The sequence below is a fragment of the Formosa sejongensis genome, assembly GCF_033447105.1.
Classification (GTDB): Bacteria; Bacteroidota; Bacteroidia; order Flavobacteriales; family Flavobacteriaceae; genus Formosa.
Genome location: NZ_JAWQUN010000017.1, coordinates 83,303 through 98,784 on the forward strand (window position 1 = coordinate 83,303; position 15,482 = coordinate 98,784).

Below are 15,482 nucleotides of genomic sequence, written 5' to 3' on the forward strand. Positions count from 1 at the left end.
AAAATTAGTTAAGATTGTTGTACAAACAACAATAGAACATTAAACGAAAAAAGGTGCTTTAACTTACATTAAAACACCTTATTTACTCATATATTTTTAACTCTATTTTGCTACTTCAGCATACAAATCGAAATCTGCTGCTTCAGTAATTACAACTTGAGCAAATTCACCTGTTTTTAAATAGTTTTTAGTTGCATCTATTAATACTTCGTTATCTACATCTGGAGAATCAAATTCGGTACGACCAACAAAATAATTACCTTCTTTTCTGTCGATAACCACTTTAAATTCTTGTCCGATTTTAGCTTGATTCAATTCCCAAGAAATTTGAGATTGAATTTCCATAATCTCGTTAGCACGATCTTGCTTTACATCTTGAGGGACATCATCTTCTAATAAATAAGCATGTGTATTTTCTTCATGAGAATACGTAAAACAACCTAAACGTTCGAAACGCATATCTTGAACCCATTGTTTTAATGTCTGGTAATCCTCTTCGGTTTCACCTGGATATCCTACAATAAGTGTTGTACGAATCGTCATGTTAGGAACTGCCTTTCTAAATTCCTGTAATAACTTGGTTGTCTTCTCTTGAGTTGTACCACGACGCATACTTTTAAGAATACGATCTGAGATATGTTGTAAAGGAATATCTATATAATTACAAATCTTAGGTTCACGGTTCATGATATCTAACACATCCATTGGGAATCCCGTTGGGAATGCATAATGTAAACGAATCCATTCTATACCATCTACTTTCACTAAAGCTTCAAGTAATTCGGCAAGATTACGTTTTTTATAAATATCTAATCCGTAGTAAGTTAAATCTTGAGCGATAAGAATTAATTCTTTCACACCTTTTGCAGCTAATTTCTCAGCTTCAATAACAATTTCTTCTATAGGAGTCGACTTATGCTTACCACGCATAATAGGAATTGCACAAAAACTACACGGACGATCGCAACCTTCGGCAATTTTTAAATACGCATAATTCTTAGGTGTTGTTGTTAAACGCTCACCTATTAATTCGTGTTTATAGTCTGCTCCTAAAGCTTTTAATAATGCAGGTAATTCTGTTGTTCCGAAATACTCATCTACGTTAGGTATTTCCTTTTGTAAATCTGGCTTATAACGTTCAGACAAACATCCGGTAACAAATACTTTATCAACTTCACCATCTTCTTTTTTCTGCATGAATTCTAAAATGGTATTCACACTTTCTTCCTTGGCATTATTGATAAAACCACATGTATTAATTACAACGATATTACCTTCTTCTTCATGTACAACGTCTTTTCCGCTAGCCTTAAGCTGTCCCATTAACACTTCGCTGTCGTATACATTCTTACTACAACCAAGAGTTATTACGTTGATTTTATTCTTTTTAAGTGATTTAGTTCTCATATCAAAATTTCAGAGTGCAAAGATACGTAATGATTTAGTATTAAAGAATTGAATGCATATTAATAAAAACAAAAAAGCCTCGATACATTTAATGTATCGAGGCTTTTAAAATTTTTTATATAAAGATTCTTATTTAAAGAAAGAATCTACAAACTCATATTTATTAAATACCTGTAAGTCTTCAATACCTTCACCCACTCCAATATATTTAACTGGAATTTTAAACTGATCGCTGATACCTATAACTACACCACCTTTTGCTGTACCATCTAGTTTAGTAACGGCTAACGATGTTACTTCTGTAGCTGCTGTAAACTGTTTTGCCTGTTCGAATGCATTCTGACCTGTAGAACCATCTAAAACTAACAACACATCGTGAGGCGCATCGCCTATCACTTTTTGCATAACACGTTTCACTTTAGTTAACTCATTCATTAAATTAACTTTATTATGTAAACGTCCAGCAGTATCAATAATAATCACATCTGCATTTTGAGACACTCCTGATTGTAGCGCATCAAAGGCAACAGATGCAGGATCACTACCCATAACTTGTTTTACAATTGGTACATCTACACGATCTGCCCATACTTGTAACTGATCGATAGCTGCCGCTCTAAACGTGTCTGCAGCACCTAAAACGACATTAAAACCTTTCTTTTTAAACTGATAAGCGAGTTTACCAATAGTGGTTGTTTTACCAACACCATTTACACCTACAACCATAATTACGTATGGTTTCTTGTTTCCAGGAATTGTATATTCTGTATCTTCACCAGAATTCGTTTCAGATAATAGACCTGCTATTTCTTGTCTAAGAATTTTATTAAGTTCGTCTGTTCCTAAATATTTATCTTTTTCAACACGCGCTTCAATACGCTTGATAATTTTTAAAGTAGTATCTACACCAACATCGCTAGACACTAGAATTTCTTCCAGATTATCTAATACATCGTCATCTACTTTAGATTTACCAGCAACTGCTTTACTTAATTTATCAAAAAAACTAGATTTAGATTTTTCTAACCCTTTATCTAGTGTTTCTTTTTTTTCTGAAGAAAATATTTTTTTAAAAAAGCTCATTGGTTGTCATTTAGAATTTATGTACTTAAGTATGGTTATACTAGCCTTTACGGTTAGCAACTTTTAAAACTCTTAATACAAAATACCTGCCTAATACAATAAAGCAGAAATTTTGTCACGATTTCAAATGTAAATATAAAACAAAAGCTGCTTTCTTAATAGAAAGCAGCTTAAATATCTTTTAATGATAAAAAATAAATTTATTTTTTACTCAAGAAGTCTGTTACTTGTTCTGGAGTCATGATTCCTTCTACAAAAGTGTAAGCACCTGTTTTATCAGATTTTACCATTTTTATAGCTTTAGTTAATCTTTTAGACCCTGTTTGTAATGTTGCTACTGATTTCTTTGCCATGACTCAATTATTTTATTTCTTTATGAATAGTCATTTTCTTCAGGATAGGGTTGAATTTTTTAATTTCCATTCTATCCGGAGTATTTTTCTTATTTTTTGTAGTAATATATCTAGAAGTTCCTGCTACCCCAGATTCTTTGTGCTCAGTGCACTCTAATATTACTTGGACTCTGTTACCTTTCTTTGCCATTGTTCTATTATTTTATAAGAGGCTTATTTTAAAAACCCTTTAGATTTAGCTTCTTTTATAGCAGCTGAAATTCCTATTTTGTTGATGGTTTTCAATGCTGATGTAGATACTTTTAAAGTTACCCACTTATCTTCTTCAGGAATGTAAAAACGCTTTTTAACTAAATTCGCATCAAATCTGCGCTTAGTTTTGTTCATAGCGTGAGATACATTATTCCCTACCATTGCCTTCTTACCTGTAAGTTCACAAACTCTTGACATTCTTTCTAAACTTTAATATTGTTATTTCAAAACGAGGTGCAAATATACGAATTGTTTGTATTATAACAACTTAATTAACATCTATTTTTTAATATTTCTTTTTGAAGCATTCCTAACGCCTTGTCTACCGCCTTGTTAACAACTTTAATTCGTAAATTACCAAGGTTAAATTTCTCTGAATACACACCTGTTTTAGAAGCAATTGCTATAAATACAGTTCCCAATTCCTCCTTATCGGTCGCTTTACTTGGTCCTGCATTACCTGTTGTGGCAATTGCATAATCTGAATTAAACATTTTTAAAGCACTTTTCGCCATCGCTTCTGCGACTTCCGAACTTACTACAGAATGTTCTAAAATAAGTGCTTCAGGGATATTTAAAACATCAATTTTAGCTTGTGTCGCATAACTCACAACACTACCCTTAAAATATTCCGATGCTCCTGGATGCGATGTAAATTGTTCTGCAATTCTTCCTCCTGTACAACTTTCGGCTGTAGAAACTGATTGCCCCAAAACAGTTAGTGTTTTACCTATTTGTTCTTCCATCGTATCTTCGAAACCTTCAATACCTACAAAAACATCTTTAATTTGAGGCATTAATAACTGCTCTTGCCTATCCATCTCTGTAATAATAGCTGCTTTATCCAATCCTTTCGCAGATAGTCTTAAACGCACTTTACCAATATTAGGCAAATAAGCTAGTTTAATTTCTTTTGGTAATGCATCTTCCCAAGCTTCGATCCGTTCGGCCAAAGCGCTCTCGCCTAAACCATACGTCATGTAGGTTTTATGCATGATAAACGGACATTTATATTTTTTTTGAATACGAGGAATAACATCAGAATCTATTAAGCCTTTCATTTCAAAAGGCACTCCTGGAAGTGAGACAAAAACTTTATTATCGCTTTCAATCCACATACCGGGAGCAGTTCCATATTCATTATGTAAAACCGACGCCATTGAAGGCACTAAAGCTTGATTTACATTTAATTGTGAAATGGGATTCGCCGAATATTTTGCAAAAATGCCTTGAACATGCTTCAATACGGCTTCATCTAACTCTAATGTATCGTTAAAATATTCAGCAAGAGTATGCTTAGTAATATCGTCTTTTGTCGGTCCTAATCCACCTGTTATAATAATAATATCCGCATTTCCTTCGGCTTCTTTTAAAGCCTTTAAAATATGCGTTTTATCATCTTGAATAGAGGTGATTTGATATACTGAAACTCCAATTTTATTTAGAGCTTGAGCTATATATGCCGAATTTGTGTCTATAATTTGGCCAATGAGAATTTCATCGCCAATGGTAATTATTTCTGCTTGCATTATGAAATATCGAAATCTGATTTAATTTCTGAAACTGCTAATTCTATTGCAGTAATCACGGTATTAAAAGTAGAAGTAATGTCTACTTTTTTCTGTTCTAACCTACCCCATTCCTGAACAATTATAAGTTCATCTAAAACACAAATCTCAAAGAGATCTATCGTTGGCTTTAATTTATGAGCCACTTGGTAGGTTTCGTTATAATTATTTTCCTGAACTGCTTTTTTTAAAACTTTTAAATCTTCTGGAATTTCTTCTAAAAAAGTTAAAGCCAAGGCCCGCACAAATTCCTCATCGTTATCTGCTAACTCCCTTACCCTATATAATTTATAATGTTGTTCCATCTTATTTTACTGTTATTGAAAACATTTCTTGATCTTCTATATATCCTTTCAGTACATCATTAGTAGCTACGGGGCCAACTCCAGATGGTGTTCCAGTAAAGATAATGTCTCCTATCTTTAAAGTGAAATATTTTGACACACATTCTATTAACTCATCGATTTTCCAGAGCATGTGACTCGTATTTCCGTTTTGGACAGTATTTTCGTTCTTTTTTAATGAAAAATTTAACTGATTTAAGTCTGAAATATCACTTTTTAGAATCCATTTACCTACAACTGCAGAGCCATCAAATGCTTTTGCTTTCTCCCAAGGCAGTCCTTTTGCTTTCAGTTTCGCTTGTAAATCTCTCGCTGTAAAATCGATTCCTAAACCAATTTCATCATAATACTTGTGTGCGAATTTTTTATCGATGTGCTTTCCTACTTTATTGATTTTTACTAAAACCTCAACTTCATAATGCACATCATCAGAAAAATCCGGAATAAAAAACGGCTGTTTTTTTAAAAGAATAGCCGTGTCAGGTTTTAAAAACACAACAGGATCTGTTGGTTTTTCATTCTCTAACTCTTTTATATGCTCGGTATAATTTCTTCCTATACAAATTAGCTTCATACTGTAAAGACCTTAAAATTAATTCAATTTATTATTAAAACTTCTTAATTTAATCGCCGTTAATACCTTTTTTGTATACAACGGAAAATCGGCATTTAACAACCAACCAAAATAACCTGGTTCATCATTTAACACATCTAATACTTTTTTATTTTTATGTTTTCCGAAAGCGAAACACTCTTCTCCTGCTTTATTAAAAGCTATAAATCCAGCAAAATCAGCAAATTGCTTTCTGCTACTAAATTCTGAAAGAAACTTTGTGTTATTTTCCAATTCTTCATATCTCTCAACCTGTGCTTTTAACACTTCGTAAGTCGCAAGAGTATCTGCTGCTGCACTGTGTGCATTTTCTAAATCTTTTCCGCAGTAAAACTTATAAGCTGCACTTAGTGTACGCTGTTCCATTTTATGAAAAATGGTTTGTACATCTACAGCTAAAGTGCTTTTCATATCAAAATCGACTTCTGCACGAAGCATTTCTTCAGCTAATAGCGGAATATCGAAACGATTAGAATTAAAACCTCCTAAATCTGAATCTTTTATCATGCCATAAACATCCTTTGCGAGCTCTTTAAAAGTTGGAGCATCGGCAACATCTGCATCTGAAATACCATGAATTTCTGTAACCTCTTGCGGAATTGGCATTTCTGGATTTACCAACCATGTTTTAGATTCCTCTGTACCGTCTGGAAATACTTTTAAAATAGCAATTTCTACAATTCTGTCTTTTGATATGTTTATTCCCGTTGTTTCTAGATCGAAAAAACAGATGGGTTTTTTAAGAATGAGATTCATTTAAATACAGTTTTTTAAGATGTAAATCTATTTAATGTTATTGGTGTAAAAAAAACCAACCAATTTTAGTAGGCTCAATTTATGAAATTTATGTTTTAAATATCTTGGTTTACATCCCAAGCTTCTAAATAGTCTTTTACGGCTTTAACAAACAGTCCGCCAAGTGCCCCATTTACAACACGGTGATCGTAAGAATGAGATAAAAACATTTTGTAACGAATACCAATAAAATCACCTTCTGGAGTTTCAATAACAGCAGGGACTTTTCTAATCGCTCCTAATGCTAAAATAGCAACTTGTGGCTGATTAATTATAGGTGTTCCCATAATACTACCAAACGTTCCTACATTAGTAACGGTATAAGTTCCGCCTTGAATATCGTCTGGTTTTAATTTATTTATTCTTGCCCGTTTAGCTAAATCATTTACTTTTTTGGTCATCCCAATTAAGTTTAACTGATCTGCATTTTTTATAACCGGTACAATTAAATTACCATCAGGTAAAGCAGCTGCCATACCTAAATTTATATTTTTCTTTTTAATTATATTACCATCCTGAAACGAAATATTTATCATTGGGAAATCGCGTAACGATTTCGCTATCGCTTCCATAAAGATTGGCGTAAACGTTAAGTTTTCACCTTCACGCTTAAAGAATCCATCTTTTACTTTCTTTCTCCAGTTCCAAATATTGGTAACATCTGCCTCTATAAAACTTTGTACATGAACAGAGGTTTTAACAGATTCGACCATATGGTTGGCTACTAATTTCCCCATTCTGGACATTTCGATAATTTCATCTTCGCCAGAAGACACAACAGGTGCGGCTACTGGAACACTTTTAACTTCAGGAGTAATGTGTTGTGGTTGACTACTATTTACGGGAGCTGAAACAGACTTAGAACCTCTATTTTCAATATGTTTAAGAATATCATTTTTAGTCACACGACCTTCAAGTCCTGTTCCTGAAATACGATCTAATTCAGATTGCTCAATGCCTTCTGACTTAGCTATGTTTTTTACTAATGGAGAATAAAAACGATCTTCGCTAGACACAACAGTACTTGCGACAGATTCTCGAGCTACAGCAACTGTTTTTTCTAAAGCTTCAAATTCTTGTGGTTCAGGGGTCGTTTCTTTAACTGTATTAGTAGTTTCTGAAATCTCGTCGCCTTCACCAGAAATTTCTATAATTGCGATAGTTTGTCCAACTTGCACAATATCATCAACTTCAAACAACTTTTCTAATAAAACACCTTCTACCTCGCTCGGGACTTCGCTATCTACTTTATCCGTCGCGATTTCTAAAACGGCCTCGTCGGCTTCAATAGTTTCTCCAACTTCCTTTAACCACGACGTTATTGTTGCTTCTGCAACACTTTCTCCCATTTTAGGTAATTTCAGTTCAAATTTTGCCATATTACTAATGTAAAGCTATTTTTAAAGTTCAGATTGCGAAATTAACAAATAAAGACATAATTAGTCAAAATATCTGCAATAAATTATTTCTACATTCTTTATGCAGAAACGTTTTGCAAAGGTACTAAAAATGAATAACAAATCCTCTTGACACCGTATTATCGCTACCAAGAACAAAACTACTATTCTTAGGCAGGATACGGTATGTTACTGTGTTATTATATTGATATGTCTCCATTATAGTTATAATCTGCTTAAAAGTCAACATGTTATTATCAAGAATTATTTGTTGAAAATCGGTTACAGAATCTATTTTTGATTTTAATTCGAACTTAAAATCTAAGGCTGATTCGAGTGATTTATGTTTTAAATTCGAAACTAAAACAATCGTTTTTACTTCTCGTTTTTCAGCTGAAGGTTGCAGGTTTAAAAGTATTAACCCTTTAATTCCAATCCAAATTAAAGCCTCTAAAATAATATTCCTTTTGAAATGTTTTTTATAAAAAATTTGCATCGATCCATTAAAACGCTTGGCATAATCCCGATTTCGCAAGGTACTTTCTCCTTTAAAATGAATAACAGTAGTCTCTCCAAAATAATAATTCTTGAATCCGGCTTTTAATATTTTATAAGACAAATCAATATCTTCTCCATACATAAAGTAATCTTCGTCGAACCCTTCTACGCGATCATATAACTCACGTTTCATTACCATAAAGGCACCAACTAACACATCTACTTCACCAACGCCGTTTTTTTTTAATTCATTCGCGTAATATGATGTTGTGTTTCCTAATAATTTTTTAAACGCCACTTCTGGAGTGGGTACTTTTCGTTTACTTTCTTGTAAAAATTTTCCAGTACCATCAACTAATTTACAACCAATAGCTCCTAATTGAGATTGCGCTTCGGCAAACTTTAATACCTTTTTAAAAGTATCTTCTGCAACAACTGTATCAGGATTCAAAATACAAATATATTCTCCTTTAGCTTCTGCTACTCCAATATTATTTCCTTTTGAAAATCCAAAATTCACGTTGTTTTCAATTAGTTTAACTTCAGGAAATAGTGTTTTAAGCATTTGGCAACTATCGTCGGGAGAACAATTATCGACAACAATAATTTCGGCATCTATATCGGACACAGCATCGGTAACACTTTTTAGACAAAGCTCTAAAAAATAGCGCACATTATAATTTAAAATAACAACAGAAAGTTTCAACCTAACTTAAGATTTTAGTGAACCTTCAAAAGGAATTCGATTCAAGATACTACGCCCGAGTGTTACCACATCTGCATATTCTAATTCATCTCCAACCGAAATTCCTCGTGCTATTGTAGACATCACGATATCGAAATCTTGAATTTGTTTGAATATATAGAAATTTGTGGTATCACCTTCCATAGTAGGACTTAACGCAAAAATAAGTTCTTTTACACGACCTTCTTTTATCTTTTCTACCAAAGGCAAAATATTTAAATCGTGAGGCCCGATACCATCCATAGGTGAGATTTTCCCGCCTAACACATGGTATAATCCTTTAAACGAACTGGTGTTTTCTATAGCCATAACATCACGAATATCTTCTACCACACAAATAATATCTTCTTGCCTTCTCGGGTTAGAGCATATTTCACATAACACGTTATCGCTAATATTATTGCAGGATTTGCAAAATTTAATCTCGGTTCGCATGTTTAATAATGCTTGTGCCAATTGCACGGTTTGAGATTCTGGCTGACGTAAAAGATGCAAAACCAAACGCAAAGCAGTACGTTTTCCAACGCCTGGTAATTGCGACATTTCGTTAACTGCCTTTTCAAGTAATTTTGAAGAAAATTCCATAAGGGCCAAATTTACAATTTTAGTTTTAAGATTTGTTCTTATAACATTGTAATTTGTATTTTGGTCTGCGAAAACAAACTTATGAGCACTACTCAAATTATTTTACTTATTGCCGCCTATTTTGGTGTGCTAATTTTAATCTCTTACATCACCGGTAAAAAGACCGATAACAATGCTTTTTTTAAAGGAAACAAGCAATCTCCATGGTATGTTGTTGCCTTTGGTATGATTGGCGCTTCGCTTTCGGGAGTTACTTTTATTTCTGTTCCTGGATGGATTGAAGCTTCTCAATTTAGTTATATGCAAGTTGTTTTGGGTTATATTGTTGGATATCTTGTTATTGGAACGGTATTGCTTCCGCTTTATTACAAACTTAATTTAACTTCTATTTACACCTATTTGGAAGAGCGTTTTGGAAATTATTCTTATAAAACTGGAGCGTCTTTCTTCTTAATATCTAGAATTGTTGGTGCAAGTTTTAGATTATTTTTAGTCGCCAATGTATTGCAGATTATCTTATTTGATGATTTAGGCATTCAGTTTTGGCAAACGGTTACAATTACAGTACTACTAATTTGGTTGTACACATTTAAATCCGGAATTAAAACTATTGTATGGACGGACACCTTGCAAACGCTTTTTATGTTGATAGCTGTTGGAGTAGCCATATACTCCGTTAGTCAAGATCTTAATCTTGGAGGAAAAACAACTTTAAACTTTGTTTTAGACAGCGATTTTTCGAAGATATTTTTCTTTGATGATATTAAGGCTGCGAATTATTTTTGGAAACAATTTATATCAGGAGCATTTATTGCCATTGTTATGACAGGTCTAGACCAAGATATGATGCAAAAAAATCTAACTTGCAAAACCCTAAAAGATGCACAAAAAAACATGTTTTGGTTTACAATTGTATTAACCATTACCAATTTTGTGTTTTTAAGTTTAGGCCTTTTACTTACCGTATACGCTCAACAAAATGGAATTGATGCCCACAAAGACGATTTATTCCCCATTTTGGCTAAAAACTATCTAGGAACGGGTGTTTTTATATTCTTCCTCTTAGGATTGATTGCCGCCGCTTACAGTAGTGCAGATAGTGCATTAACAGCTTTAACAACTTCGTTTAGTATTGATATTTTAGACATTGAAAAAAAATATGATCAAGCAAAACAAATCACGATTAGAAAACGCATTCATGTGCTTATCTCATTACTCTTAATTCTTGTTATTATCACATTTAAATATGTAATCAAGGACGAAAGTGTAATCGCGAAACTGTTTGTTTTCGCGGGTTATACTTATGGTCCTTTATTAGGACTATATAGTTTTGGATTATTTACAAAGTGGCAAGTAAAAGATAAAATAGTGCCTATTGTAGCCATTTTATCACCTATATTCTCTTATATAATAAGTGTAAATAGCTTAAAATGGTTTGGTTTCGAATTCGGATTTTTCATCTTAATTCTAAACGGTTTATTAACTTTTTTAGGATTAGTATTGATTCGTAGACAACAAGACTAAAGTACAAGCTTGTTCAAAATCGATTCCATTTTCTTTTAAAAGAGTATAAAATTCAGGGTTTTCTGTGCCTGGATTAAAAATAACGCGTTTCGGTTTTAAACCAATAATATAATCGTAATACTGCACTTGACGTTTAGGATTAAGATACAAAGTGACTGTATCTATGTCTTCATATTGTATTAATTCCGTATCGATAGTAACACCAGAAACCACTCCAGATTTCAATCCGAAAGCAACTGTTTCCTGCTTTGCTCCTACCAACCTTAAAATTGCCTTGTTAGAATACCGTTCTTGCTTTAACGAGGCTCCAATTACTAATGTTTTTTTACTCATATTCTAAATTATTAAAAAAAATTAAATTTGTGTAACAACTTCAAAACTTAACAGTCTTTCTTATATCAATTACTAAATGTACAACTAAAATAAGAACCCTTAATTCAAAAAACTTATTGCTATAAAATCAGACACTTTTAAAGGCTGTCTTTTGGAGACAAAGACAGATATAACCTCATTTTACCTTGAATCTGACGACACGAAAAAATGATCGGTAAAATATCACGAAAAACCTGTTTAATTCCGTTTTTCACAATATTTAACAGTTCATTTTACTAATCAGATATTAAACAATAGAGCTCAAGGATAAATACTTATTTTTTCTAAATATTGTCTTAAATATGTTAAATTTTTAATAATGCTGAGAATCAAAACAATAGACTAAACCTTTTTTCGTTATATTTAAACAACTGCATTGAACGAATTATTTTTTTACTTTTGAATTAGTCTTCTTATCAAAATCATTATTCGCAAACTATGTTAGTTTTTAGAATTGATTTTTAGCAAAAAATTCAAAAAGCCGCAACTTACGTTTCGGCTTTTTTTATATCCATTGTGTTTTATAAATTTACCATTTAATAATGGCACTTCCCCATGTAAAACCACTACCAAAAGCAGCCAAAACAACAGTATCTCCTTCTTTTATTTTTCCTTGTTCCCATGCTTCAGTTAATGCAATAGGAATTGAAGCCGCTGTCGTGTTACCGTACTTCATTATATTATTAAAAACCTGGTCGTCTGTCAGTCCAAATCTTTTCTGTATAAATTGAGATATTCTTAAATTCGCTTGATGCGGAATCAACATATCTATCGCGTCTTTGTCTAAATTATTAGCCGTTAAACCTTCCATAATCACTTCACTAAATCGAACTACCGCATTTTTAAACACAAATTGTCCGTTCATGTGTGGATAATAACTTTCGTCGTTAGGATCGTTATCCTTTAATATATCATTTACCCAACGAGACCCCATAGCTGGAGCGATTAAAGCCAACTCTTCTGCATGTTCACCTTCAGAATGTAAATGTGTAGATAAAATTCCTTTAGAATTATCTTCTGTTCTACTTAAAATAACTGCTCCTGCTCCATCACCAAAAATAACAGAAACACCTCTTCCTCTTGTTGTTAAATCTAAACCTTTAGAATGTATCTCACTCCCAATAACCAACACGTTTTTATACATGCCTGTTTTAATAAATTGATCGGCTACAGAAAGTCCGTAAATAAAACCAGAACATTGGTTACGGATATCTATCGCTCCAACAGTTTTTATATCTAAAGCTTTTTGAACTTGAACTCCTGGTCCAGGAAAATAATAGTCTGGACTTAAGGTTGCAAATACAATTAAATCAATATCGTCTTTATCTATTCCGGCGCGTTCGATCGCTACTTTTGCTGCTTTAACACCCATTACAGATGTTGTATCTTCAGATCCTGGTTTAACCCATCTACGTTCCTGAATCCCCGTACGTTCCTGAATCCAAGCATCGTTGGTCTCCATTAATTTAGACAGATCGTCGTTAGTCACTACGTTTTCTGGAACATAGTATCCAAGACCTATAATTTTAGAGTTATACATAATTACTAAATTTTTGTTGTTGTAGATTTCCCGAATATTGCTTATTCAACAAAAAGGGCTTTAAAATTACGGAATAAAATACACATTTTTTCATATATAGTATATTTAGTGCCACTTTGTCACTTTTAAATACTTGGTATTTTTTTTGACTGTTAGAACATCAAGAATTAAATCATTTTAAAAATACACATATTATGGCAAAAGGAAGCATTAATGTTTCGGTAGAAAATATCTTTCCATTAATTAAAAAGTTCCTATACAGTGATCACGAAATATTTTTACGTGAGCTAATTAGTAACGGAACAGATGCAACTCTAAAACTTAAACACTTAACAAGTATTGGTGAGGTCGCTGTAGAATATGGCAATCCTAAAATAGAAGTTAAGATTGATAAAGAAGGAAAAAAACTTCACATTATCGATCAAGGTTTAGGTATGACTTCTGATGAAGTTGAAAAATACATTAACCAAGTCGCTTTTTCTGGTGCTGAAGAATTTTTAGACAAATACAAAGACTCTGCTAAAGACTCTGGTATTATTGGTCATTTTGGTTTAGGTTTCTACTCTGCTTTTATGGTAGCTGAGAAAGTTGAAATCATTACTAAATCTTTTAAAGACGAACCTGCTGCACATTGGACTTGCGATGGATCTCCAGAATTCACTTTAGAACCTTCTGATAGAACAGAAAGAGGAACAGAAATCATTCTTCATATTGCTGATGATTCTACAGAATTCTTAGAAGAAGGACGTATTAGCGGATTACTTTCTAAATATAACAAGTTTATGCCTATTCCAATTAAATTTGGAACCAACGAAATTAACGATCCTGAGCATGAGCCTGCAACTATTACAGATAAAGACGGTAAGGAAACAAAAGAACCTCAACGTAAAATTACTGTTGACAATATTATAAACAACCCGACTCCGGCTTGGACAAAACAACCAGCAGATTTAGAAACTGAAGATTACCAGAATTTCTACCGCGAGTTGTATCCAATGCAATTCGAAGAGCCGTTATTCCACATTCATTTAAATGTAGATTATCCGTTTAACCTTACTGGAATTTTATATTTCCCTAAGATGACGAACGATATGGGATCGCAAAAGGATAAAATCCAATTGTACCAAAATCAAGTTTACGTTACCGATAATGTAGAAGGAATTGTTCCTGAATTTTTAACCATGTTAAGAGGGGTAATCGATTCTCCAGACATTCCGTTAAACGTATCACGTAGTTATTTACAAGCAGATGGTGCGGTTAAGAAAATCTCTTCTTACATTACTAGAAAAGTAGCAGATAAATTAAAATCATTATTCAATGAGAATCGTGAGGATTTTGAAGCAAAATGGAACGATATTAAAATTGTAATTGAATACGGAATGCTTTCTGAAGATAAATTCTTCGACAAAGCTGAAGCGTTCGCTTTATACCCAACTGTAGATGGCGCATATTACACTTACGAAGAGCTTTCTGAAAAGATAAAAGCAAACCAGACTGACAAAGATGGTAAACTTGTAATTTTATATACTTCAGATAAAGATGCGCAGCATAGTTATATTGAAGATGCAAAAGCAAAAGGTTACGAAGTGCTTTTATTAGATTCTCCTATTATTTCGCATTTAATGCAAAAATTAGAAGGTTCTAAAGAAAACATTACCTTCTCTAGAGTTGATTCAGACCACGTAAATAATTTAATTAAGAAAGATGAAACTCAGATTTCTAAATTAAGTGAAGATGAAAAGAAGAAATTAGAAGAGATTCTTAAAGCAGCTATTCCATCTGATAAATTTATGGTACAATTAGAAACATCAGATAGCGATGCTTCTCCGTTTATTATTACGCAACCAGAATTTATGCGTCGTATGAAAGAGATGCAACAAACTGGTGGTGGCGGAATGAACATGTTTGGTAGTATGCCAGAAATGTACAATGTAATTGTTAACACAAACGCACCTTTAGTTTCTGAGATTTTAAATACAGAAGCAGGAGACGATCAAAAACGTTTAATTACTCAAAGTTTAGATTTAGCACGTTTATCTCAAGGATTATTAAAAGGAGAAGAACTTACTAAGTTTATAAAACGTAGTTATAGTATGATTAAATAAATCATCTAAATATATTAACACAAAAATCCTCCAGTTCTAACGCACTGGGGGATTTTTTATTTATACAAATTAAGACCGTTGCAAGGTCAAATCAATTGAATCTATTATTATATTGAATAACTGTTTGTAAATTAAGTTCTCAAGTCTTATTTTTAGGTTATGAAATTACAGAAAGCCTCAACCTTAGCGGACAGCATTTGCGATTTACGATCAAGAAAGATAAAAGCAACATTTTTTAGTCAGATAAATGAGTTAATCGATTGGGCTAAAATCGAAAAAGTAATAGATTCTAGTTATTGTA

At 32.7% G+C, this 15,482-nt stretch carries 16 protein-coding genes; 2 read left to right on the forward strand and 14 right to left on the reverse strand.

What is annotated here, in order from left to right:
• Positions 1–102: 102 nt before the first annotated feature.
• The 12 genes from rimO to recR all read right to left on the reverse strand — a co-directional run bounded on the left by rimO (position 103) and on the right by recR (position 9,640).
• Positions 103–1,407 carry a 30S ribosomal protein S12 methylthiotransferase RimO gene (gene rimO, locus R6X41_RS14760; RefSeq protein WP_318501114.1) on the reverse strand — a complete coding sequence of 435 codons (1,305 nt, stop codon included), beginning with the start codon at positions 1,405–1,407 and terminating at the stop codon, positions 103–105.
• Positions 1,408–1,536: 129 nt separating this feature from the next.
• On the reverse strand, positions 1,537–2,490 hold the full coding sequence (gene ftsY / locus R6X41_RS14765) for a signal recognition particle-docking protein FtsY (protein ID WP_318501115.1): 954 nt from the start codon (positions 2,488–2,490) through the stop codon (positions 1,537–1,539).
• A gap of 200 nt (positions 2,491–2,690) precedes the next feature.
• The gene (locus R6X41_RS14770; protein WP_318501116.1) at positions 2,691–2,843 is read right to left on the reverse strand and encodes a DUF4295 domain-containing protein; all 153 of its coding nucleotides are present in this window, start codon (positions 2,841–2,843) and stop codon (positions 2,691–2,693) included.
• A gap of 7 nt (positions 2,844–2,850) precedes the next feature.
• Complete coding sequence (gene rpmG / locus R6X41_RS14775; RefSeq protein WP_318501117.1) at positions 2,851–3,033, reverse strand: 50S ribosomal protein L33; 183 nt, start codon at positions 3,031–3,033, stop codon at positions 2,851–2,853.
• Positions 3,034–3,056: 23 nt separating this feature from the next.
• On the reverse strand, positions 3,057–3,293 hold the full coding sequence (gene rpmB, locus R6X41_RS14780) for a 50S ribosomal protein L28 (protein WP_038527816.1): 237 nt from the start codon (positions 3,291–3,293) through the stop codon (positions 3,057–3,059).
• Positions 3,294–3,367: 74 nt separating this feature from the next.
• Positions 3,368–4,624 carry a CinA family nicotinamide mononucleotide deamidase-related protein gene (locus R6X41_RS14785; RefSeq protein WP_318501118.1) on the reverse strand — a complete coding sequence of 419 codons (1,257 nt, stop codon included), beginning with the start codon at positions 4,622–4,624 and terminating at the stop codon, positions 3,368–3,370.
• Positions 4,624–4,968: an Hpt domain-containing protein gene (locus R6X41_RS14790; protein ID WP_318501119.1), complete on the reverse strand. Its 345-nt coding sequence runs from the start codon at positions 4,966–4,968 to the stop codon at positions 4,624–4,626. Before R6X41_RS14790 ends, R6X41_RS14785 begins: the two co-directional genes overlap by 1 nt.
• 1 nt (position 4,969) lies before the next feature.
• Complete coding sequence (locus R6X41_RS14795; protein WP_318501120.1) at positions 4,970–5,581, reverse strand: fumarylacetoacetate hydrolase family protein; 612 nt, start codon at positions 5,579–5,581, stop codon at positions 4,970–4,972.
• Between the two features lie 18 nt (positions 5,582–5,599).
• Positions 5,600–6,376, reverse strand: coding sequence for a 3'-5' exonuclease (locus tag R6X41_RS14800; RefSeq protein ID WP_318501121.1), 777 nt, complete (start codon positions 6,374–6,376; stop codon positions 5,600–5,602).
• A 95-nt stretch (positions 6,377–6,471) separates the two neighbouring features.
• Positions 6,472–7,794: a dihydrolipoamide acetyltransferase family protein gene (locus R6X41_RS14805; protein ID WP_318501122.1), complete on the reverse strand. Its 1,323-nt coding sequence runs from the start codon at positions 7,792–7,794 to the stop codon at positions 6,472–6,474.
• Between the two features lie 124 nt (positions 7,795–7,918).
• Positions 7,919–9,016, reverse strand: coding sequence for a glycosyltransferase family 2 protein (locus R6X41_RS14810; protein WP_318501123.1), 1,098 nt, complete (start codon positions 9,014–9,016; stop codon positions 7,919–7,921).
• Between the two features lie 6 nt (positions 9,017–9,022).
• A complete protein-coding gene (gene recR / locus R6X41_RS14815; RefSeq protein WP_318501124.1) occupies positions 9,023–9,640 on the reverse strand; it encodes a recombination mediator RecR in 618 nt (205 codons plus the stop codon).
• A gap of 81 nt (positions 9,641–9,721) precedes the next feature.
• Between recR and R6X41_RS14820 the strand changes: the two genes are divergently transcribed.
• A complete protein-coding gene (locus R6X41_RS14820; protein WP_318501125.1) occupies positions 9,722–11,164 on the forward strand; it encodes a sodium:solute symporter in 1,443 nt (480 codons plus the stop codon).
• On the opposite strand, the gene R6X41_RS14825 is transcribed toward R6X41_RS14820, so the two are convergent.
• Together R6X41_RS14825 and R6X41_RS14830 are read right to left on the reverse strand one after the other, a co-directional pair.
• Positions 11,135–11,497: a CoA-binding protein gene (locus R6X41_RS14825; protein WP_318501126.1), complete on the reverse strand. Its 363-nt coding sequence runs from the start codon at positions 11,495–11,497 to the stop codon at positions 11,135–11,137. The two genes, R6X41_RS14820 and R6X41_RS14825, sit on opposite strands and share 30 nt — an antisense overlap.
• A 568-nt stretch (positions 11,498–12,065) precedes the next feature.
• Positions 12,066–13,076 (reverse strand): 3-oxoacyl-ACP synthase III family protein, encoded by a 1,011-nt coding sequence (locus R6X41_RS14830; protein WP_318501127.1) that lies wholly within the window; start codon positions 13,074–13,076, stop codon positions 12,066–12,068.
• Between the two features lie 194 nt (positions 13,077–13,270).
• Between R6X41_RS14830 and htpG the strand changes: the two genes are divergently transcribed.
• Positions 13,271–15,181 carry a molecular chaperone HtpG gene (htpG, locus tag R6X41_RS14835; RefSeq protein WP_318501128.1) on the forward strand — a complete coding sequence of 637 codons (1,911 nt, stop codon included), beginning with the start codon at positions 13,271–13,273 and terminating at the stop codon, positions 15,179–15,181.
• Positions 15,182–15,482 lie beyond the last annotated feature (301 nt).

Excerpts from the sequence above, each read along its gene's own strand:
- rimO (WP_318501114.1), bottom strand. The coding sequence starts at position 1,407 with ATGAGAACTAAATCACTTAAAAAGAATAAAATCAACGTAATAACTCTT.
- R6X41_RS14830 (WP_318501127.1), bottom strand. The coding sequence starts at position 13,076 with ATGTATAACTCTAAAATTATAGGTCTTGGATACTATGTTCCAGAAAAC.
- R6X41_RS14795 (WP_318501120.1), bottom strand. The coding sequence starts at position 5,581 with ATGAAGCTAATTTGTATAGGAAGAAATTATACCGAGCATATAAAAGAG.
- R6X41_RS14805 (WP_318501122.1), bottom strand. The coding sequence starts at position 7,794 with ATGGCAAAATTTGAACTGAAATTACCTAAAATGGGAGAAAGTGTTGCA.
- R6X41_RS14800 (WP_318501121.1), bottom strand. The coding sequence starts at position 6,376 with ATGAATCTCATTCTTAAAAAACCCATCTGTTTTTTCGATCTAGAAACA.
- recR (WP_318501124.1), bottom strand. The coding sequence starts at position 9,640 with ATGGAATTTTCTTCAAAATTACTTGAAAAGGCAGTTAACGAAATGTCG.
- R6X41_RS14790 (WP_318501119.1), bottom strand. The coding sequence starts at position 4,968 with ATGGAACAACATTATAAATTATATAGGGTAAGGGAGTTAGCAGATAAC.
- R6X41_RS14770 (WP_318501116.1), bottom strand. The coding sequence starts at position 2,843 with ATGGCAAAGAAATCAGTAGCAACATTACAAACAGGGTCTAAAAGATTA.
- htpG (WP_318501128.1), top strand. The coding sequence starts at position 13,271 with ATGGCAAAAGGAAGCATTAATGTTTCGGTAGAAAATATCTTTCCATTA.
- rpmB (WP_038527816.1), bottom strand. The coding sequence starts at position 3,293 with ATGTCAAGAGTTTGTGAACTTACAGGTAAGAAGGCAATGGTAGGGAAT.
- R6X41_RS14825 (WP_318501126.1), bottom strand. The coding sequence starts at position 11,497 with ATGAGTAAAAAAACATTAGTAATTGGAGCCTCGTTAAAGCAAGAACGG.
- rpmG (WP_318501117.1), bottom strand. The coding sequence starts at position 3,033 with ATGGCAAAGAAAGGTAACAGAGTCCAAGTAATATTAGAGTGCACTGAG.
- R6X41_RS14820 (WP_318501125.1), top strand. The coding sequence starts at position 9,722 with ATGAGCACTACTCAAATTATTTTACTTATTGCCGCCTATTTTGGTGTG.
- R6X41_RS14785 (WP_318501118.1), bottom strand. The coding sequence starts at position 4,624 with ATGCAAGCAGAAATAATTACCATTGGCGATGAAATTCTCATTGGCCAA.
- ftsY (WP_318501115.1), bottom strand. The coding sequence starts at position 2,490 with ATGAGCTTTTTTAAAAAAATATTTTCTTCAGAAAAAAAAGAAACACTA.